Source organism: Listeria floridensis FSL S10-1187 (assembly GCF_000525875.1).
Taxonomy (GTDB): Bacteria; Bacillota; Bacilli; order Lactobacillales; family Listeriaceae; genus Listeria; species Listeria floridensis.
Genome location: NZ_AODF01000043.1, coordinates 1 through 21,589, shown reverse-complemented (window position 1 = coordinate 21,589; position 21,589 = coordinate 1). Strand labels below are relative to the sequence as shown.

Below are 21,589 nucleotides of genomic sequence, written 5' to 3'. Positions count from 1 at the left end.
AAAGTGCTGCTCGTTTATCTATGTAGTAGGCCAAGAGGAAAATGACAATGTAACGCAGATCCATTCGGAAACTATTTTCAAGCTGAATCGCAAAATACATAACCGTATAACCAACAAAACTTGCAGTTAAGATAATCAGCAGTTTTCGAATGCGTGAAGGCGGCGAATTCAGCTCGAGTGGGATTAGCGAATTGATTAAATAGCAACCAGTAATAATCAGTGCGATGTTAGCGGAGATGTTCATAAAAATCTGCTGCACATTCTTGAGCCTCCTTTCACGTTAATTGTACACCTAGTAATTTCATAAATTCAAATTTAATTGTGATTTTTTACGATGTTTCGTACTTTCTTCGAAAATAAAGCAAAATTCGAGTCAAATTTACTTCTGCAGACCAAAAGTTTCACTGTTTCGTCACAGACACAAAGAAAAAAAATGAGCTAAGATAGTAGTAAGGTACTACAAGGCTCCCTTTGTGTTTAGAACTCTCTTTTCTATAACCATGATCTTGTAGTACTTTTTCTGTAGATTTTCTTCGCCCTGCTCCAGGTTGAGCAGGGCTTTTTTTTGCTTCATATTTTCCTTCGACTAAAAAAGTTTGACAAAGGAAACTTTTTTAATTATAGTAAAAAGAACTTGGAAATGCGGCTGAGTGCTTTGCGATGCAAATCTAGTTTGTTATAAAAAAGGAGGACACTATGATTGAGTGTAATGAAATAAATGTCAGCTATACAGGCGATCTAGTAGTCGAAGCGGTCAGTTTTTCCATTAGGGAACCGGCAATTATAGGGGTTATTGGTCCAAATGGTGCTGGAAAATCGACATTGCTAAAAGCGATGCTTGCAATAATTCCGCATTCTGGAGAAGTGCTAATTGATGGTGTTCCGGCCAAAAAAAAGTTTGAAACGAGTGGCATACGTGGAACAAAAAAGTGCGGTCGATTTCACGTTTCCAATCACTGTACAAGAATGTGTGTCACTGGGAACGTATCCGCGTGTCGGCTTTTTGCGAAAGCTTAAACGGAAAAACTGGGCTGAGGTAAAAACAGCACTTGAGATGGTTGGACTTTCTGAGTATTCAACTCGACAAATCAGCGAACTTTCTGGTGGGCAATTCCAGCGCGTTCTACTCGCTAGATGTTTAGTGCAAAAGGCAGATATTCTTTTGTTAGATGAACCTTTGTTGGGATTGATGCAGTGAGCGAACAAATCATTATGGAAATACTACGGAAACTGAAAGATGAACAAAAAATCATCTTGATTGTACACCATGATTTAAGTAAAGTTGAACGCTATTTTGATCAGCTTTTGATTTTCAACAAGCGGCTGATTGCGAGCGGTAAGACAAAACAAGTTTTTCAGAAACATAATTTGCTTGCCGCATACGGCGCTCACATTTTTATCAGTGAGGAGCAAGAGAATGATTACTAATTTTATTGACGGACTGCAAAACTTTCACTTTCTACAAAATGCTTTAATAACAGCGGTTGTCATTGGGATAGTATCTGGGACAGTCGGCTGTTTTATTATTCTGCGCGGCATGTCGCTTATGGGGGATGCAATTTCTCATGCGGTCTTGCCAGGTGTGGCGCTTTCATTTATTCTTGGAATCAATTTCTTTGTTGGTGCGATTCTTTTTGGCTTGCTTGCCGCTGTCATCATTACTTTCATAAAAAATAACAGTGTTATTAAAGGTGATACTGCGATCGGCATTACATTCAGTTCATTTTTAGCGCTTGGCGTTATCTTGATCGGAGTTGCGAACAGCTCGACAGATTTGTTTCATATTTTGTTTGGAAATATTCTTGCCGTTCAAGATATTGATAAATATATGACGATTGGCATCTCCTTATTAGTTCTCTTAACGATCATCATTTTTTTCAAAGAATTGTTTCTAACATCCTTCGATCCACTGATGGCAAAAGCACTTGGAATGAATGTCGGCTTCTATCATTATTTGCTGATGATTCTGCTTACACTTGTGGCCGTAACAGCGATGCAAAGTGTCGGAACCATCTTGATTGTGGCGATGCTGATTACGCCAGCTGCAACCGCATATTTATTTGCAAATAGCTTAAAAACCGATGATGTTCATTGCCGCAGGACTTGGTGCCCTTGCTTCGCTTATTGGACTTTTCATCGGTTATAGTTTCAACATTGCAGCCGGTTCGAGCATCGTTTTGACTTCTGCAACACTTTTCCTCATCGGTTTCGTGTTCTCACCAAAACAACATTTTTTTCGAAAGAAGGTTCTTAAAGGATGAACAGACTCAAATATCTGCTGCCATTTTTCCTTGTTTTGTTGCTGCTTGGTGCCTGCTCAAATTCTAAAAATGTAGACAATAACGAAGAGGTAAAATTAAAAGTTGTGGCGACCAATTCCATTTTGGCGGACATGACGAAAAATATCGCAAAAGACAAAATTGATTTGCATAGCATTGTTCCTGTTGGGAAAGATCCGCACGAATACGAACCGCTTCCGAAAGATATACGTAAGATCGCAGAAGCAGACTTGATCGTCTACAACGGCATCAACCTAGAGACAGGCGGAAATGCGTGGTTCAGTAAGCTCATGCAAAATGCTCAGAAAAAGCAAAATGAAGATTATTTTGCAGCAAGCGACGGCGTTAAAGTGATTTATTTGGAAGGGAAAGACGAGGCTGGAAAAGAAGATCCGCACGCCTGGCTGAGTCTTGAAAATGGAATGATTTACGCGAAAAATATTGAAAAGCAATTATCACGGAAAGATCCGAACAACCAAGCCTTTTATAAGCAGAATCTAGATGCGTACTTGGCGAAACTTGAGCAGCTTGATAAAGAAGCTAAAGAGACATTCAGCAAGTTGCCAGAAAATAAAAGAGTTGTTACGAGCGAAGGATGTTTTAAATATTTCTCGGAAGCCTATCACATTCCGTCGTCGTACATCTGGGAAATCAACACGGAAGAAGAAGGGACACCCGGGCAGATTAAGGGTCTCGTTGAACAATTACGTGCCCATCCGATACCAGCATTGTTTATCGAAAGCAGCGTCAGCGCGAAACCTATGCAAACTGTCTCAAAAGACACCGGCATTCCGATTTACAGCCAAGTCTTTACAGATTCGGTTGCGGAAAAAGGGAAAAGCGGCGACAGTTACTATGCAATGATGAAATGGAACCTCGAAAAAATTGCAGAGGGTCTGGCGGATTAAAGACGTTCCTTTTTGAAAAGCTTGCGATCGACATGGTAAGCTTAAGCCAGTAAAGATGGGGGGAGAAAAAATGAATCGCGTATCAATTATTTGTTTGGGAGTTAGAAACATGGAAGAATCTGTACGGTTTTACCGAGATAAACTGGGTTTTCAAACGGAAGAAACGGCGGACAGCCCAGAAGTAATATTCTTCAATACTCACGGAACAAAATTTGAGCTGTTTCCGCTTAGCAACCTTGTAAAAGATATTAATTCGGAAAATCCGCCGGAAATCAGTAACGGTTTTTCAGGCATCACACTTGCCTATAACGTTCCGAGCAAAGTCGAAGTGGATAAAGTGATCGAGCTCGCTCGTGCAGCAGGAGCGACCATCGTGAAGGAGCCAATAGACGTCTTTTGGGGCGGCTATCATGCTTACTTTTCCGATCCTGACGGTTACTTTTGGGAAGTTGCTTGGGGACCAGACTTTAAGTACGATGAAAACGGCTTGCTAATTTTTTAAGTGAATCAAAAAGAGCACCTTGTCGATGACAAGGTGCTCTTTTTGTCGAAAATGTGAACTAAATTAAAAATGATAAAATTTATTGTGGCATTTTATTTTAAAACGCTTTCACGGTGTTATAATTACTTTGATCAGAAGCGTTTTTTTTAGGAGGGATGCCATTTGCGGGGTAAAAGATGAGAATGAGATCGGAGCGCATTTTAAAGCTACATTTCAGCAAAAAATAGAGGGGAGAATGTACATAAAATGACAACAAGTAAATCGAACAAATCACTGTTTTTGCTGTTAATTTTATTTATCGGCTACACCTGTGTTTATGTTGACAAGTATACGATTGGTATCTCACTTGTCTCTGTTTCGCAAGACTTGGGCTTTAATCCAAGCGAAAAAGGCATTATTCTCGGCGCATTTTTCTTAGGTTATACGATCATGCAAATTCCAATGGGCTATTTGAGCAATCGTTTCGGGCCAAAACCAGTTCTCGTATGCTCACTCATCGGCGTTGGCTTATTCCTGATGATTTTTGGTGTCGGCTTTTCACTACTCTTTCTCGTCGTTATCCGCTTCCTGACCGGTGCCCTTGCGCACTCCGGCTATCCTCCGTCTGTCAGTGGTTTTATAGCTGCGAATATTCCGACTGAGAAAAAGGGCTTTGCGCAGACGATTATGTTGTCTTCTTCCGGCTTTGCAATGTTTGTCGGTCCGCTTTTGGTTGCGCCGCTTCTTACGGCGGTCGGCTGGCGCACGACCTACTACATCATGGGGGGCATCGTCATTGTGATTGCCCTGCTGCTTTTCTTCGCTTTGCCGAAACCAAGCAGCGCCAAAAAAGAATCCGGTGTAGGAAAAGTGAGCCTGCCGTTTTCCAAGATATTAAAAGATCCCGCCATTTGGGTATTAATCGTTTCTGCGTTCTTGATCAACGCTTCCGTTTACGGCCTGACAAGTTGGCTCGCGTCTTATTTGAATGAAACGCGCGGCTTGCCGATTGATCAAGTCAGCTACGTCAGTTCACTGACCGGTATCTTCATCCTAGTCGCCGGGGTAGGAGGCGGCTACATCATCGGACGCTATTTCCGCGATAAAGAAAAAAGCATCATTATCGGAACTGCAATCATCGGTGCATTGTGTATTTATGGTGTGTTTGCCGTTCAAAACCTGACAGCAGCAATCGCCTTGTTGTGCGTCTCAAACATGATCTGCATCCTCACTTTCTCAACGCTAATGAGCTTGCCACATAGCTTGTTTAAACCGGAGGAGATCGCAACGAAATATGCAACCGTAAATGCGGGAGGCGTGTTTGGCGGCTTTTTTGCCCAATGATCATCGGGGGATTAGTTGAACAAACTGGCTCGTATCAATCGGCATTTCTCTTTTTAGCAGGTACGTTCCTGCTAGGCGGTCTTGCCGTCATATTTATCAAACGAAATCAAACAGCTAACTAAAGGAGCGATTTTTAGATGTGTACAGGAATTAGTGTTTTTTCAACACAAGGTAATCCCTACTGGGGTAGAACGCAGGAATTTGATATGGATTTAGAATATGCAGGCTTAATCATGCCGGTTGGTGCATCGGTTAACGCCTCACTTACAGACTATCAAACGAAGCATAGCTTCATCGGCATAAGTATTAAAGGCGTTAACATGGTCGTTGATGGAGTCAATGATGCTGGACTTTGCGGCGGTTCATTTTACTTCGGCAATATCAATCGGTATGTTCCGCAAACAGAAATTGAAGCAGCAGGAAAAACAGCGCTTGCCGGAGAAGAATTTGTGACATGGGCACTTGCCAATTGCCGCGATGTGGAAGAAGTTCGTGAAAAAGTATTGCGTGAAGTCGCGATTTCATCTGATGGAGGCGTGCTTGGCAGGTCGCTTCCGCAGCATTATGTCTTTCAAGATCTATCGGGAAAGTCGCTCGTTGTTGAGCCGTCAATTCCAGGAAGTTTTGAAATTTACGATAATCCAGTGGGAACCTTTACCAATAGTCCGAAATTTGACTGGCATGTCACAAACTTGGAAAATTACGTCGGTTTAAGTGATCAAGTACATCAAGGGAGAAAAATCGGAGCAGCGGATATTTTTTCTTCAGGTAAGGGAAATGGGCTGTTTGGCATTCCAGGAGATTTCACACCGCAGTCGCGTTTCGTTCGTGCTACTTTTCTCAAGCATTTTGCCGATCAAGTGGAAGACGAAAAAGCGGTTGAACTGATCTTTCATGTGCTAGACAGCTTTGATATCCCGAAAGGTGTCGTAGTGACAGGAGAAAATCATAAAGTGCAGTTCACGCAATACACATCAGCTTACGATTTAACGAACAAGGCGATGTATGTACATGTGTACGACAATCGTCAAATTCAAATGCTTTCACTTGAAGAAGTAAGCGAACCCACTCATTTTGAGATTGTCGAAAAACAGCAAATCGCACAAATGAAAAAGTTGTAAGTAGTGCTTAATTGAAATGATGGTCTGTTCGTTATTGGAATAAAACAGCTCGATTTCGATAACGAACAGCCACATCTCGCTAAAAAATTTTTGCTGCGAAGAAATGATTTTTGTATTCGTTTTCATCGTTGTTAAATCAAGAACACTATATAAAGTCTGACTTTTAAATGATAAGCGAATTATGTAAAAAGAGAGAAAATTTTCGCAATAATGGTTGACAGGAGATTAGAAGATGTTTATATTAAGTAAATAATCTTAAGCAAGCAGAGTGAACAATTAATACTGTATGTAAAAGCTTACATCTCATTTTAAAAGATAAGGAGTTAATGACTATGAAAACAACAGCGCACACAACGTTTACGAAAGCCGTCATTACAATTTTATTACTCTAATTGGACTTGGAACACTGTAGCAAGATACAGTCGTTTGAGTCCTGTTTCGTTTAAATGGGATTCTTGACAAGCATCCCGTTTTTTATTTTAAAAAATGGGGTGCTTTTTATTTTCCGTTTTTATACGAATCGTAGTAGGCATGGTGAAATGTTTAGATTCTTTAAATTCTAAAAATTTTGTTTTGACAAAATCATTCGATAAAGAAATGAGGCGTAAAGATGAGAAGTGACAAGATTAAAAAAGGCGTGGATCAAGCTCCGGCAAGAAGTTTGCTGCATGCAACCGGTCAGTTGAAATCAGCCGGTGATATGAACAAACCTTTTATTGCAATCTGCAATTCCTATATTGATATTGTGCCGGGACATGTGCATTTACGCGAGTTAGCGGATGTAGCGAAAGAAGCGATTCGTGAAGCAGGAGGCATTCCTTTTGAGTTTAATACGATTGGTGTGGACGACGGGATCGCGATGGGGCATATTGGTATGCGTTACTCGCTACCAAGCAGAGAAATCATTGCTGATGCGGCGGAGACGGTTATCAATGCGCACTGGTTTGACGGTGTTTTCTACATCCCAAACTGCGACAAAATTACACCCGGGATGCTACTCGCTTCGGTACGGACAAATGTTCCGGCAGTCTTTTGTTCGGGCGGGCCGATGAAAGCTGGGCTTTCTGCGGAAGGCAAAGCGCTGACGCTTTCTTCGATGTTTGAAGCGGTAGGAACTTTTAAGGATGGAAAAATGACGAAAGAAGAGTTTCTTGACCTCGAACAAAATGCTTGTCCAACATGTGGGTCTTGTGCGGGAATGTTCACGGCAAATTCAATGAACTGCTTGATGGAAATTCTTGGGCTTGCCCTTCCTGGAAACGGGACAACGCTTGCTGTGTCGAGCGAGCGGCGCGAGCTGATTCGTGAGTCCGCTTTTCATTTGATGGAGCTCGTGAAAAGAGACATCAAGCCGCGCGATATTGTGACGAAAGAAGCGATTGATGATGCGTTTGCGCTTGATATGGCAATGGGTGGTTCAACGAATACAGTTTTACATACGCTTGCGCTGGCAAATGAAGCGGGAATTGATTACGACTTGGAGCGGATTAATGAAATCGCTGAGCGTGTCCCTTACCTTTCGAAGATCGCTCCTTCTTCTGCGTATTCGATGCATGATGTGCATGAGGCAGGCGGGGTTTCGGCGATTATTAAAGAACTGGTTGATTTAGGCAACGTGATTCATCCAGATCGGATTACAGTGACAGGAAAGACAATCCGTGAAAATGTGAGTGATGCCAAAATTCATGATCAAGCGGTTATTCATCCGAAAGAAAAGCCATACAGTCCAGTTGGAGGGTTATCGATTCTGTTCGGTAACATTGCACCGAAAGGAGCCGCGATTAAAGTCGGCGGCGTCGACCCCACTGTGAAAGTGTTTACCGGAAAAGCGGTTTGCTTCAGTTCTCACGATGAAGCGGTGGAAGCGATTGATAATCATACGGTTATGGAAGGCGATGTGGTTGTAATTCGCTATGAAGGGCCAAAAGGTGGGCCGGGAATGCCTGAAATGCTCGCCCCTACTTCATCAATTGTCGGGCGCGGTTTAGGGAAAGATGTTGCACTGATTACAGATGGACGCTTCTCTGGGGCAACACGAGGCATTGCGGTTGGTCATATTTCGCCGGAAGCTGCTGCAGGTGGTCCGATTGCACTTGTTGAAGACGGCGATACCATCATTATTGATTTGCCGAGCCGGACGATCAATGTGGATGTTTCAGATGCTGAACTAGCGGAACGGAAAAGGAAGCTTCCGAAGTTTAAAGCGAAAGTAAAAACGGGTTATTTAGCTCGTTATACGGCACTTGTTACTTCTGCTCATACAGGCGGAGTCATGAAAATTCCAGATGAACTAATGGATTAAAATTTGATAAATGGGGTGGAAAAATGCTGATTGATACAAAAAAAGGCGAACAGTTGAAATCTGGTGCCGAACTTTTGATAGATGCCCTTGAGAAACAAGATGTGGATTTTATTTTCGGTTATCCCGGCGGGGCAGTCTTGCCTCTCTATGATGCGCTTTATGATGCGAAAATCCCGCACATTCTGACGCGTCACGAGCAGGGAGCAGTTCATGCTGCTGAAGGATATGCCCGAGCGACAGGAAAGCCCGGTGTTGTTGTTGTGACAAGCGGTCCGGGTGCAACGAATGTACTGACGGGGATTGCGGATGCGATGAGTGATTCGATTCCGCTCGTTGTTTTTACTGGTCAAGTTCACATGCCGGGAATCGGTAAAGATGCTTTTCAGGAAGCGGATATGATCGGACTTACGATTCCGATTACGAAATACAATTATCAAGTACGAGATGTCAGGGAGCTGCCGCGAATCGTTAACGAAGCGTTTCATATTGCCAATACTGGTCGAAAGGGGCCAGTCGTTGTAGATATTCCGAAAGATATCGGGATTGCTGAAACAAATAAAGTAAAAGATGATTTGATTGATTTACCAGGCTATCAGCCGACTCTCATGCCGAATCCGTTACAGCTTGAGAAACTGATGCAAGCGCTATTAAATGCCAAAAAGCCGCTGATTCTTGCTGGAGCTGGTGTTAATCATTCACGCGGAACGGTAGAACTGGCTGAGTTTGCAGAACGCTATCAAATTCCGGTAGTCAATACGCTACTTGGGCTTGGAAGCTTTTCGCCGGACAGTGATTTATTTCTTGGAATGGGGGGAATGCACGGTTCATATGCCGCGAACATGGCACTAACGGATTGTGATCTCTTAATTAATTTCGGATCGCGTTTTGATGATCGCTTGGCGAGTGCACCGCAGGAATTTGCGAAAAAAGCCGTGATTGCACACGTGGATATCGATCCTGCTGAAATTGGGAAAGTGATTACGACACAAATTCCGATTGTGGCAGATATTCGAGAAGCGCTCCGCGCACTTCTGACCATGGATTTGCTTGCTCCGCCGGATGTTTCTCATTGGGTAAAGCTGAATCTTACAAGGAAAAGCCGTCATCCGTTTCATTATGATAAAAACACAGTGGGGGAAATCAAACCACAGCGCTTGATTGAACTTGTGGGTGAACTCACGCGAGGGGAAGCCTTAGTGGCAACGGATGTGGGACAACATCAAATGTGGGTCGCACAATTTTATCCGTTTCGGTTTGATCATCAAATCATTACGAGCGGAGGGCTTGGAACGATGGGATTTGGTTTGCCGGCGGCGATTGGGGCGAAGCTGGCGTATCCGGATAAGACGGTAGTGGCCTTTGTCGGCGACGGAGGGTTCCAGATGACCAGTCAGGAACTGGCGATTTTAAATGATTACGGGTTGGATATTAAAATTGTCATTTTGAACAATGGAGCGCTTGGGATGGTGAAACAGTGGCAAGAAAAATTCCACGGGGAACGCTTCTCCCACTCGATTTTTGAAAGCCAGCCGGATTTTGTGAAATTGGCGGAAGCTTATGGGGTAAAAGCAGTTCGGTTAACGAATCCGAAAACGCTTGAGCGAGACTTGAAAAAAGCATTTTCAGAGCCGGGTGCCGTTGTCGTGGATGCGCATATTGCCAAAAATGAACTGGTGCTCCCAATGGTTCCAAGTGGGAAGCCTAATCATCAAATGGAGGGAGTGGACTGACAATGCGTCGAATCATTACAGCGACTGTGAATAATTCATCTGGCGTTCTCAACCGGATAACAGGCGTGATCTCGAGGCGGCAATACAATATTGATAGTATCTCGGTTGGGCATACTGAGGCGCCGAATGTTTCTCGAATTACGATTGTCGTTCATGTGGATTCGCTCCATGAGATTGAACAGGTGACAAAGCAGCTCAATAAGCAAATTGATGTGCTGAAAGTCAGTGATATTACGGATGAACCACATCTCGAACGTGAGCTTGCGATCGTAAAGTTAAATGCAAATGCGGCGCAGCGCAGCGAAATTAATGCAGTGATTGAACCTTTTCGGGCGATGGTCATTGATGTCGGGGCAAAGAGCATTGTGATTCAAATAACCGGTACAAGTGAAAAAGTGGATGCTTTCGCGGAAATTGTGCGGCCGTATGGGATTAAACAAATGGCACGGACTGGGGTAACTGGGTTTACGAGAAGTCAAAAGTAACGGTAGGAAAATAAGTTGAGCCAATGCTCGCTTGATATACAAATACAAAATTTGGAGGTTTTATTTATGACAAAAGTTTATTATGAAGATGCAGTGAAGGAAAACGCGCTAGAAGGAAAAACGGTTGCAATCATTGGGTATGGCTCGCAAGGTCATGCGCATGCGCAGAATTTGCGGGATAATGGCAACGAAGTGATTATCGGAATTCGAGCAGGGAAATCGGCGGAAAAGGCACGAAAGGATGGCTTTTCGGTTTACCCGGTTGCTGAAGCGGCTGAAAAAGCAGATTTGATCATGATTTTGCTTCCTGATGAAATTCAAGGCGATACATATGAAAAAGAAATTAAGCCTCATTTAAAGGCAGGAAATGCTCTTGCTTTTGCGCACGGGTTTAACATTCATTTTGATGAGATTAAGCCGCCGGAAAATGTGGATGTGTTTCTAGTGGCGCCGAAAGGTCCGGGACACCTTGTCCGTCGAACTTTTGTAAATGGTGGCGCGGTTCCATCCTTGTTTGCGGTTTATCAAGATGCGAGCGGGGCGGCGCGCGACATTGCGCTTTCTTACGCGAAGGGAATTGGGGCTACGCGCGCCGGGGTTATCGAAACGACTTTTAAGGAAGAAACGGAAACGGATTTGTTTGGCGAGCAAGCGGTACTTTGCGGCGGAGTGACGCATTTGATTCAAGCTGGGTTTGAAACGCTAGTTGAAGCTGGCTACCAACCTGAACTGGCTTATTTTGAAGTGTTGCATGAAATGAAACTGATTGTCGATTTGATGTATGAAGGCGGCATGGAGAAAATGCGTGATTCGATTTCAAATACAGCCGAATATGGCGATTATGTTTCTGGCCCGCGGATCGTGACGAAAGAAACGAAAAGCGCGATGAAAGAAGTGTTGAATGATATTCAAAACGGTAAATTTGCGAAGAGTTTTACGGATGATAACAAGGACGGCTTTAAGGAATTTTATCGTTTGCGAAAAGAGCAGCAAGGGCATCAAATTGAACAAGTCGGTGCAAGTTTGCGCGAAATGATGCCATTTGTTAAGCAAAACTAACGAGCTTTCGAGCTCGCTTTAATCCACAAAAAATTGAATCTTGAGGTGAAATCCAGATAAAAAAAATCCAGTTTTTTGATACAACGCTTCGCGACGGCGAGCAGACACCGGGTGTGAATTTTGATGTAAAGGAGAAAGTTCAAATCGCGTTACAGCTCGAGAAGCTGGGCGTTGATGTGATTGAAGCGGGCTTTCCGATTGCTTCTCTAGGAGATTTTGAATGTGTAAAAAGTGTGGCTGAGGCGCTCACGAGTTCGGCTGTAACTGGGCTTGCGCGCTGTAACCGGAAAGATATTGACCGAGTTTGTGAAGCGCTCCAACATGCGCAAAAGCCGCAAATTCATGTTTTCCTCGCAACGAGTGATGTTCATATGATGTATAAGTTGAAAATGAGCCGCGCGGAAGTGCTTAAGTCGATTGCAGAACATGTCGCTTATGCGAAAAAGTATTTTGATGTGGTTCAGTTTTCACCGGAAGACGCAACGCGGACGGAGCGCCTCTTTTTGATTCAGGCGGTGCAAACGGCGATCGATGCAGGGGCAAGTGTTATTAATATTCCGGATACGGTCGGCTATACCAATCCAACGGAATTCGGGCAGCTGTTTCGTGACTTGAAGCAGCATATTCCAGAATTTGATGACGTTATTTTTTCGTCACATTGTCATAATGATCTTGGCATGGCGGCAGCCAATTCGCTCGCGGCGATTGAAAACGGTGCGCTGCGTGTGGAAGGTGCGATCAACGGAATCGGGGAACGCGCAGGAAATACGGCACTTGAAGAAGTGGCTGTAGCGCTTCATATTCGCAAGGATATTTATGCGGCGGAATCACATATTAAGCTGGATCAAATCAAAAGTACCAGTGATCTTGTCAGTCGTCTTTCAGGGCTTCCGGTGCCGAAAAATAAAGCAGTAATCGGCGGCAATGCCTTTGCGCATGAATCGGGCATTCATCAAGATGGAGTGCTTAAAAATCCAGACACGTATGAAATCATCACGCCTGCTCTTGTCGGTGTCGAAAAAAATTCGCTGCCGCTTGGAAAACTTTCAGGTCGGCACGCTTTTACAAACCGAATGGAAGAACTTGGTTACGTGCTTGATGAGCAGGAACAAAAAGCAGCTTTTAAGCGCTTTAAGGCACTTGCGGACGTGAAGAAGTTTGTATCGGAAGAAGATTTGCACGCGCTAATTCTTGGTCAGCAAAATGAAGCAAGCGAACGCTTTGTACTCAATCACATGCAAGTGCAGTACGTGACGGGCGGGATTCAAGGTGCGGTGATTCGGATTTCAGGGAAAGAATCGGCAGATGTGCAAGAAGACGCGGCAACGGGTGCGGGAAGTATTGAAGCGATTTATAATACGATCGACCGCCTTACTGGGCAGAGGCTGACGCTTGTAGATTACCGTATTCAAGCGATTACGGCGGGGCAAGATGCGCAAGCAGAAGTTCATGTTGTGATTGAAACGGAAAGCGGAGCAAATTTCCACGGAATCGGGATTGACCATGATGTGCTTACTGCAAGCGCGAAAGCGTATTTACATGCAAGTAGCAAAGCGAAAACGGCAGAGGAAGAGGGGGTAGCGGCACATGGGCTATAAGATTACGTGTCTTCCAGGTGACGGAATTGGACCGGAAATCATGGCTGCGGGAATGAAAGTTCTCGGGGCAGTTTCTGAAAAATACAACTTCGACTTGCAAATGGATACCCGCTCTTTCGGCGGAGCTGCAATTGATGAAAGCGGCAAGCCGCTACCGGATGAAACGCTTCAAGCGTGCCAGAATGCGGATGCGATTTTGCTTGCGGCAATCGGCGGGCCTAAATGGGATAATTCTTTAGAACGACCGGAAGTAGGTCTGCTTCAACTGCGCAAACAGCTTGGCCTTTATGCGAATATTCGCCCGCTTCGCGTTCCTGATGCAGCGGTGCACCTTTCGCCGCTAAAGGAAGAGATTGTTCGCGGTAGTGATTTTGTTGTTGTACGCGAACTGACAGGTGGACTGTATTTCGGGGAACCAAAATATTATGATGCGGATCAAGCAACGGACACGCTCAGTTATCAGACGTATGAAATCGAACGGATTATCCGGAAGGGCTTTCAGCTTGCGCAAACGCGGAAACATAAACTTGCTTCGGTGGATAAGGCAAATGTGCTAGCGTCAAGTAAGCTGTGGCGGGAAACGGCGATCCGGATTGCAAGAGAGTTTCCAGATGTCAAGCTCGAGCATTTCTATGTGGATGCGGCGGCAATGCAGATTATCACGAAGCCGACGCAGTTTGATGTGATTGTGACTGAGAATCTGTTTGGCGATATTTTGAGTGATGAAGCTTCGGTTCTTACGGGTTCGCTAGGGGTACTTCCTTCTGCCAGTTATTCGGAAACTGGGCCGGCGCTTTATGAGCCGATCCATGGATCGGCTCCGGATATTGCCGGGAAGGACGAAGCCAACCCGCTCTCGATGATTTATTCAATTTCACTCATGCTGCGTGATTTTGATGAAACTGAGGCAGCAGAGGCAATTGATCAGGCTGCAAATAAAGTCATGCAGCACGGATTTGTAACGAAAGATTTGGGCGGTAGTACGTCACTTTCGGCTTTTACAGAGAAAGTGCTATCTGAGCTATAAGGAGGAGTACAAATTGGGTCAAACGCTATTTGATAAACTATGGGACAGTCACGTGGTTGCTGGGAATGAAGGGGAGCCGCAACTGTTATATGTTGATTTGCATCTTATCCATGAAGTGACTTCTCCCCAAGCTTTCGAAGGACTTCGGATGGAAAAACGCACGCTAAGGCGGCCGGATAAGACATTTGCGACAATGGACCATAATGTGCCGACGGAAGACGTATTTAATATTCAAGACTTGGTGGCGAAAAAGCAAGTCGACGCGCTTCGAAAAAATTGTGAGGAATTCGGGGTGACGCTTGCAGATATTGGTAGTGCAAGGCAAGGAATTGTGCACATGGTTGGCCCTGAAACAGGGCTTACTCAACCAGGAAAGGTAATTGTTTGCGGCGATTCGCACACGGCAACACACGGAGCGTTCGGCGCAATCGGATTTGGAATCGGGTCAAGTGAAGTGGAACATGTTTTTGCAACGCAAACGATCTGGCAACAGAAACCAAAAACGATGGGGATTGAAATAACTGGAACATTGCCGCAGGGAGTTTATGCGAAAGATATTATTCTGCACCTTTTGGCGACGTATGGCATTTCTTTTGGAACCGGCTACGCGATCGAATTTTTTGGCGATACGATTCGCGGGCTTTCGATGGATGAACGGATGACGATTTGTAACATGGCGATTGAAGGTGGCGCGAAGGTTGGCTTGATGGCTCCAGATGAAACAACGTATGCGTATTTGAATGGGCGTGAATATGCACCGGAGAATTTTGCGGAAGCAGAAGCTTTTTGGCGCACACTTTATACGGATCTGGATGCCAACTATGATCAATTGATTGTTTTGGATGTTACAGAACTTGCACCGTATGTAACGTGGGGAACGAATCCAGAAATGAGTGTACCATTTGGGGAAGCTTTCCCCGAAGTTCAAACGGCGAATGATGAACGAGCTTACAGTTATATGGGGCTTCTTCCCGGGCAAACAGCGGCAGACATTGAGCTTGGATACGTCTTTATTGGTTCGTGTACGAACGGCCGCTTGTCTGATCTTGAGGAAGCGGCAGCGATTGTGAAAGGGAAACACGTAAACCCGTCAGTTCGTGCGCTAGTCGTTCCAGGTTCGAAAGCGGTTCGTACTGCCGCAGAAAGACTGGGGATTGATCAAATTTTTAAAGCGGCAGGTTTTGAATGGCGCGAGCCGGGCTGTTCGATGTGCCTCGGCATGAATCCTGATCAAGTTCCGGCGGGCGTTCACTGTGCATCAACGTCGAATCGGAATTTTGAAGGAAGACAAGGAAACGGAGCACGAACGCATCTAGTTTCGCCAGCGATGGCTGCCGCGGCAGCCATTCACGGGAGTTTCGTGGATATTAGAAAGGAGCGGGTTTAGATGGAAGCCATTCAAATTCACCGTGGAAAAACCGTTTCGTTGTTGAATGACAACATTGATACGGATCAGATTATTCCCAAAGTATTCTTAAAGCGAATTGAAAAAACAGGTTTTGGCGAATTTTTATTCTATGATTGGCGCTATCTTTCAGGCGAGAAGCTGAATCCGAACTTTCCGCTTAACGATCCGATGCGAAAAGGAGCAACAGTACTCGTTACAGGGGAGAACTTCGGATACGGTTCTTCGCGTGAACATGCTGCTTGGGCACTCTTGGATTACGGGTTTCGTGTCATTATTGCCGGCGGATACAGTGATATTTTTTATATGAACTGTACGAAAAATGGGATTTTACCGATCATTCTTTCGAAAAAAGAGCGAGCCGAGCTAGCAGAACTGGGGCCGGATGAAACGGTGCAAATCGATTTGCCTAACCAAACTGTGGCTGCTCGAGCAAAAACCTATTCGTTTGCAATTGACCCGACATGGAAAAATAAACTTGTCGAAGGGGTAGATGATATTGCGATTACGCTGCACTACTTAGATGATATTGTTCAATATGAAAAGAAACAAAACAAAAAAAATTTTCGTGAAAGGTTGGGATGAAAATGGAGTCAGTCGGTTCGCTTGTAACGGAAGAGGACGTTTTAAAGGCATATGAGGTGCTAAAGCCGATCGTAAAACATACGCCACTTACGCATGATGTGTATTTGTCGCATAAATATGGTTGTAATATCTATTTGAAGCGTGAAGATTTGCAGTGGGTTCGCTCGTTTAAGTTAAGGGGCGCTTACTATGCAATTCAAAATTTGGATGAAAAAGTGCGTCAAAAAGGTGTAACCTGCGCAAGTGCCGGCAACCATGCGCAAGGTGTGGCTTTTACTTGCCAAAAGATGAAAGTGCATGCCGCAATTTTTATGCCGACTACAACACCGCAGCAAAAGATCTCGCAAGTTGAATTTTTTGGCGGAGAGTTTGTTGATGTGATTTTAACGGGAGATACGTTTGATGCGGCCCAAACGGCAGCAAAAACCTATTCACACGAACAGGATACGACATTTATTGCGCCATTCGATGATCCTGCGATTATTGCCGGTCAAGGGACGCTCGCTGTTGAAATGATGGCCGATTTAGCAGCGGAAGAAGTGGTGCCGGATTATTGTTTCGCAAGTATCGGCGGTGGCGGACTTATCTCAGGTGTTGCGACCTACTTGAAGGCTGTCTCGAAAGAAACGAAAGTTGTTGGCGTAGAACCAAGCGGTGCATCCTCCATGCAAAAAGCGCTTGAAAAGGGAGAAGCAATTGCTCTTAAGCAGATCGATAAATTTGTGGATGGAGCCGCAGTAAAAAAAGTTGGTGATTTAACCTACGCACATACGAAACAGCTTGTGGATGCAGTTATCTCGGTTCCAGAAGGAGAAGTGTGTTCTGCGATTCTCGAAATGTACAGCAAACAAGCGATAGTCGCTGAACCGGCTGGAGCACTTTCAGTAGCGGCACTTGAGCATTATCAAGCTGAAATTAAGGGGAAAAATGTGATTTGTATTATCAGCGGCGGGAACAATGATATCAACCGGATGCAAGAAATTGAAGAACGTTCTTTATTATTTAAAGGGTTGAAACATTATTTCATAGTGAATTTTCCACAGCGGCCGGGTGCGCTGAAAGAATTTGTTAGCGAAGTCCTTGGACCAAAAGACGACATCACGAAATTTGAATATACGAAAAAAGTAAATCGCGGAAGTGGACCTGTTATTATTGGTGTTTTACTAAATCGCAAAGAAGACTATCCAAGCTTGCTTGAGCGAGTGGCTTGTTTCGATCCGGAGTATATCGCGATTAATGACAATCAAATGCTATATACTTTACTAGTGTGAGTAATACAGTTTTGTTCTGTTTTGAAACAGTTTTAATTGTAATTTCTTTTATTATCATGGATAAATTGTTATAATGGCTTTATGAAAAGAAAAAGTGTACTAATGATAATTTATTTTCTATTGGTACAATTTTGAAGAGGTGTTTATCCATGGAAGGAAAGCGCAAGAATCGTTTGTTTCAGCATTCTACAATGGCGGCTTTAGTTGGCGGGCTGTTTGGAGGAACGACGAATTTTAAAGATTTGATGGAACATGGTGATTTAGGTATTGGAACGCTTGATCATTTTGACGGAGAGCTTGTGATTACGGATGGGAAGGCATATCAAATTCGTGAAGACGGGAAGGCGTACGAGGTAAGACCGGAGGATACTACTCCTTATGCTGCAGTAACTTTTTTTTGATCCCGATGTTTCTTTCGATGTGGCAGAACTCAAGACGCGCAGTCAAATTGAGGAGCAAGTAGCAGGACTGACACAGGGGCCAAATGTATTTTATGCAATTAAAATTACTGGGAATTTTCGATTTGTCGACACTCGTGTGGCACCGAAGCAAAAACGCCCATTTCCGCCATTAATTGAAGCTGTTAAAACGCAGCCAACCTATCATTTTGAATATATTACAGGTACCATCGTAGGATTTTGGACACCTGCTTATATTAGTGGTATTGGCGTTTCAGGCTATCATATTCATTTTATTGATGATATGCGTCAAGTAGGGGGGCATGTGTTTGACTATGAACTACTTGAAGGTAGAGTTGAAGTAGCGCAACAAACTGATTTTGAACTTGAGCTTCCGCAAACAACTGAATTTTTACGAAGCGATTTAGGTTCGCCCGATATGCTCGAACAAATTGAAGCTGCTGAGAATTGATAGGAAATAGGATGCCTTTAGGAGGTATCCTATTTTTTTGCTTCAATTAAGTTGGGTCCCTATTTTTGAAACAGGAATAGTGATTGAAAAAGAAGATGCGCCAGTGATTCTAAAAGAAATAAAACTTGTTAAGGAATGGATAGAAAAAAATATTAAAAATATAGATATAAAGATAGATATACAGAAAAGAATCAATTATATTTTAGAAAACTTACCTAAAGTATTTGAGAAAGAAAATATAAAGCTATATGTAGGATGATAATAAAAAGCGCACTTTACTATCTGATTGGAGTCGGATTAAAGCCTTGACTAGTAAGAATAGACTCACTAATCAAGTTGCCAATAGCTAACCATATTTATTGTAGAAAAACTCATGATTAAAAAAGAAACGATTCCACTTTATCGTTTCTTTTTCTACTTTATATATCTTAATTTATAGCCCCGAAAAAGCTAGTGGGGGCTCATTTTGGAAATATAGAGAAGTTAAAAATCTCTTTTTCTAAACACGTAGGAGAATTTGGAAGTGCCTTTTCCAATGTTAATAAATTTTTAGCAGATGCTAGTGATGTTATAAAAAATTGAACAAAAATCAAGTATAATTATAAAGTTGAGATTAGGACAGGTTATGTTAAGTTTATGAAAAATAGTAGCATTAACCAATGCCAATGGTTTTCCAATATAAAGTCATGCCAAATTTGAGTTTGTAGGGACTAATAATTTAGGGGGAATCATCACTTATCATGTTGAAAATAGGAAGATCATTCTAGCCATTAATCCTATCGAATAGAGGTCAATAATGGATAATTTAGTTAAAGTGAGTAGAATAAATTCCCTTGTTGAAGAGGAATTAGAATTTTTGATTAATGATCAAAAAGTAGTAGCTTTTAATGTGTCTTATCAAGCATCTTAAAAAATTTTGGCTATATGTTATGGGGGATTTATTAAAGAATAATGTTTTGGATGTATGTTTTTTCATTACAAGTGATCTGTTTGAAGATTACTATTATTTAAAAGGAAATTATGTCTCTCTAAAGTAGATAGATTGCAAATATACTGTGAATAATAGAATACAAGACACTCAACCAGAAGGAAGATCCTTTCTTGTATTATATTTAGATGCTTTGCGAAATAGAGGAGTTGAAAAAGTAAATCTATAAGTAATTAGGAAAATTTTTTAGTGTATAGCAAGAAATTTGTTTAGATTTAAAAAAGGTAGCTTCGTTTATTCATATTATCAACATATAGTAGCTAATTTTATCTTTGTAAATAAAACAAAAAGGTTTCGGGAGATTTGTAAAATCTTCCGAAACCTTTTTGTTTTATATGATGCGGCCGAGAGGACTTGAACCTCCACGAGCTAATGCCCACTAGGCCCTCAACCTAGCGCGTCTGCCGATTCCGCCACGACCGCATAGTACCAACGTTTGTGCCACGTTCAACCTAATCATACGCACAAGGCTATTATACCTAGCGCGGCTCGTCCTTGTCAAGAGGCAGTTTAACGGCGCGGTTAAGCCATTTAGTGGACTAGCGCGGCTCATCGGATTTCGCAAGTAAAAATACTTTACAGTGAAATGTTGACACATAAGGCTTGAACTTAAATGTCGGAATAGTCGGAATCTAGGTTGCTTTGTAAGGATTGCTAAGCAGGCACTGACACTTATTGTTTTTTAGTCGTGCTATGTTAATATTTGGCAGAACTATAGAGGGTGAAAAGAATACACACATTGTGTGGATATGCAATCCAAGTCACACTTATCGCTAAAATCCGTAAGACTTTAGACTGATTTTTCACTTTTAGGGTTATATCACACTTTATTTTGCGGTCTATATTATGAGAGAGTAAAACGAGTAGTCGACGCCGAGGTGCGAAGCAGTTCGACTTTCGACAACACCTCGACGCCGCTCGAAGCTAAGCGGTATATAGTAACTGTATATAGGCGCTTAAAAAAGAAGTTGCTAAGCCCGAGCGAACGATAGTGAGCGAGGTAAGAAACGTATGTTTCCTTGTTAGTATGACCGTATGTTAAAGGCTTAAGGCGAGGTCTGCCCTTGTCAGGGCGCTTAGGGTAACAGGTGTATATGCGCATATATAATAAAGAAAGAAGTAGCTGTTACATAAGGTATTAGTTACCCTTGACCAGCTTCGCCCTCCTGATACAACCCCCCGTTTAAAAACCAAGGGGTCAGGCTCTGCTGATTTATACACCGCCATCGACTATGTGCAACATTTAAACGGCTGTACAAAGCCAATGTATAAATCGTTGCATGGGGAACTATGCGTAGCAGATGGAAAACCGCAATATGATGCGGGTTAAAGAGCTATGATAGTTAACATAACTCATCTTAGCGGAAGTAGTTTCGTATAAACATACATCGAATGAATAAGTACTAACCAACGAAAAAGGGGCGGGGGAGGTCAGGCAATGACGCCGCTCTCCAGACCCACAATAATTTCTTGCAAATTTTTTAAACTGGGGGCTAACAATAGCCTACAAGCACATTTTTAATACATGAGGACGTTGTCTAATGGTAAGATGCAAGCTTCCAAACCTTGCGATGCGGGTTCGATTCCTGCCGTCCTTGTTTTATCACGCGGGCTTCTCAATGGCAGTTCGAGATGAAGCGATAGACGTATCGTGTAGAGACGAAGGTTCGAATCCTTCTGCCCGCTTAACTAATCAGAATATATTTTGAAAGTCCTGTGATGCGCAGGGCTTTTTATTGTGGAGAGAGGAGCCAATAATGGAAATTACACCCAAAATGAATGTCGTAGCCGATTTTGATAGGCGGAGAAAATATTTATATATTGGCTCATTTCTAGAACAGCTAAAACTAAGGTTGATCGCATAAAAAGGGAGGTGGTAGCAATCACACGAAAATTAGATAAATTACTGGAGCAGTTAACCGACCAACAAAAGCAGGCAATTGACATGTTGGTCGAGCGTGAGGAGTATGCAAAGGGTGATCCGGACCGCAAAAGTTTGGATCAGATTGCAGAGGAGTTAGACACTGTGCGCAAGACGATTTACAACTGGCGCAATACCCCTGTTTTTCAAGAGGCACTGGCAGAGGCGAGTCGCGAACGGTTAGCTGTGCTAGCACCTAAGGCATATGGTGCAAT

Annotated in this window: 15 protein-coding genes, 2 tRNA genes and 5 pseudogenes; 21 read left to right on the top strand and 1 reads right to left on the bottom strand. The window is 43.2% G+C overall.

The window, feature by feature from the left end:
* Positions 1-696 precede the first annotated feature (696 nt).
* The 18 genes and pseudogenes from MFLO_RS13060 (at position 697) to MFLO_RS12980 (ending at position 18,724) form a co-directional block, all read left to right on the top strand.
* Positions 697-1,198 (top strand): annotated as a pseudogene (locus MFLO_RS13060) (metal ABC transporter ATP-binding protein).
* Entirely contained in the window at positions 1,195-1,428 is a 234-nt protein-coding gene (locus MFLO_RS17275; RefSeq protein WP_277619796.1) for a P-loop NTPase family protein, read from the top strand. Before MFLO_RS13060 ends, MFLO_RS17275 begins: the two are co-directional and overlap by 4 nt.
* Positions 1,418-2,261 (top strand): annotated as a pseudogene (locus MFLO_RS13055) (metal ABC transporter permease subunit). The gene MFLO_RS17275 and the pseudogene MFLO_RS13055 overlap by 11 nt, the downstream one beginning before the upstream one ends.
* Entirely contained in the window at positions 2,258-3,187 is a 930-nt protein-coding gene (locus MFLO_RS13050; RefSeq protein ID WP_036098456.1) for a metal ABC transporter substrate-binding protein, read from the top strand. The pseudogene MFLO_RS13055 and the gene MFLO_RS13050 overlap by 4 nt, the downstream one beginning before the upstream one ends.
* A 70-nt stretch (positions 3,188-3,257) precedes the next feature.
* Positions 3,258-3,689, top strand: a complete 432-nt coding sequence (locus MFLO_RS13045; RefSeq protein ID WP_036098454.1) for a VOC family protein — start codon at positions 3,258-3,260, stop codon at positions 3,687-3,689.
* Between the two features lie 246 nt (positions 3,690-3,935).
* A pseudogene (locus MFLO_RS13040) lies at positions 3,936-5,134 on the top strand (MFS transporter).
* A 15-nt stretch (positions 5,135-5,149) separates the two neighbouring features.
* Positions 5,150-6,133 carry a linear amide C-N hydrolase gene (locus MFLO_RS13035; protein ID WP_036098453.1) on the top strand — a complete coding sequence of 328 codons (984 nt, stop codon included), beginning with the start codon at positions 5,150-5,152 and terminating at the stop codon, positions 6,131-6,133.
* Positions 6,134-6,743: 610 nt separating this feature from the next.
* Positions 6,744-8,435 (top strand): dihydroxy-acid dehydratase, encoded by a 1,692-nt coding sequence (gene ilvD, locus MFLO_RS13030; protein WP_036098452.1) that lies wholly within the window; start codon positions 6,744-6,746, stop codon positions 8,433-8,435.
* A gap of 23 nt (positions 8,436-8,458) precedes the next feature.
* Positions 8,459-10,165: a biosynthetic-type acetolactate synthase large subunit gene (gene ilvB, locus MFLO_RS13025; RefSeq protein WP_036098451.1), complete on the top strand. Its 1,707-nt coding sequence runs from the start codon at positions 8,459-8,461 to the stop codon at positions 10,163-10,165.
* A 2-nt stretch (positions 10,166-10,167) separates the two neighbouring features.
* Positions 10,168-10,650: an acetolactate synthase small subunit gene (ilvN, locus tag MFLO_RS13020; RefSeq protein ID WP_036098449.1), complete on the top strand. Its 483-nt coding sequence runs from the start codon at positions 10,168-10,170 to the stop codon at positions 10,648-10,650.
* Positions 10,651-10,716: 66 nt separating this feature from the next.
* On the top strand, positions 10,717-11,709 hold the full coding sequence (gene ilvC / locus MFLO_RS13015; RefSeq protein WP_036098448.1) for a ketol-acid reductoisomerase: 993 nt from the start codon (positions 10,717-10,719) through the stop codon (positions 11,707-11,709).
* 56 nt (positions 11,710-11,765) lie between these two features.
* Positions 11,766-13,307, top strand: coding sequence for a 2-isopropylmalate synthase (locus MFLO_RS13010; RefSeq protein ID WP_036098446.1), 1,542 nt, complete (start codon positions 11,766-11,768; stop codon positions 13,305-13,307).
* Positions 13,297-14,334 carry a 3-isopropylmalate dehydrogenase gene (leuB, locus tag MFLO_RS13005; RefSeq protein ID WP_036098445.1) on the top strand — a complete coding sequence of 346 codons (1,038 nt, stop codon included), beginning with the start codon at positions 13,297-13,299 and terminating at the stop codon, positions 14,332-14,334. The genes MFLO_RS13010 and leuB overlap by 11 nt, the downstream gene beginning before the upstream one ends.
* 13 nt (positions 14,335-14,347) lie before the next feature.
* Positions 14,348-15,721, top strand: coding sequence for a 3-isopropylmalate dehydratase large subunit (gene leuC, locus MFLO_RS13000; RefSeq protein WP_036098444.1), 1,374 nt, complete (start codon positions 14,348-14,350; stop codon positions 15,719-15,721).
* Complete coding sequence (leuD, locus tag MFLO_RS12995; RefSeq protein ID WP_036098443.1) at positions 15,722-16,324, top strand: 3-isopropylmalate dehydratase small subunit; 603 nt, start codon at positions 15,722-15,724, stop codon at positions 16,322-16,324.
* Between the two features lie 2 nt (positions 16,325-16,326).
* A complete protein-coding gene (ilvA, locus tag MFLO_RS12990; RefSeq protein WP_036098470.1) occupies positions 16,327-17,595 on the top strand; it encodes a threonine ammonia-lyase IlvA in 1,269 nt (422 codons plus the stop codon).
* Positions 17,596-17,744: 149 nt separating this feature from the next.
* Positions 17,745-18,465 (top strand): annotated as a pseudogene (gene budA, locus MFLO_RS12985) (acetolactate decarboxylase).
* Positions 18,466-18,502: 37 nt separating this feature from the next.
* Positions 18,503-18,724, top strand: a complete 222-nt coding sequence (locus MFLO_RS12980) for a hypothetical protein (protein WP_036098442.1) — start codon at positions 18,503-18,505, stop codon at positions 18,722-18,724.
* A gap of 1,068 nt (positions 18,725-19,792) precedes the next feature.
* On the opposite strand, the gene MFLO_RS12970 is transcribed toward MFLO_RS12980, so the two are convergent.
* Positions 19,793-19,876: transfer RNA gene (locus tag MFLO_RS12970), tRNA-Leu, on the bottom strand.
* Positions 19,877-20,980: 1,104 nt separating this feature from the next.
* Between MFLO_RS12970 and MFLO_RS12965 the strand changes: the two genes are divergently transcribed.
* From MFLO_RS12965 to MFLO_RS12960, 3 genes and pseudogenes are all read left to right on the top strand, one after another.
* Positions 20,981-21,051, top strand: a tRNA-Trp gene (locus tag MFLO_RS12965).
* 9 nt (positions 21,052-21,060) lie between these two features.
* Positions 21,061-21,139: pseudogene (locus tag MFLO_RS15475) on the top strand.
* Between the two features lie 259 nt (positions 21,140-21,398).
* A partial coding sequence (locus MFLO_RS12960) for a hypothetical protein (protein ID WP_036098440.1) occupies positions 21,399-21,589 on the top strand: 191 nt, incomplete at its 3' end.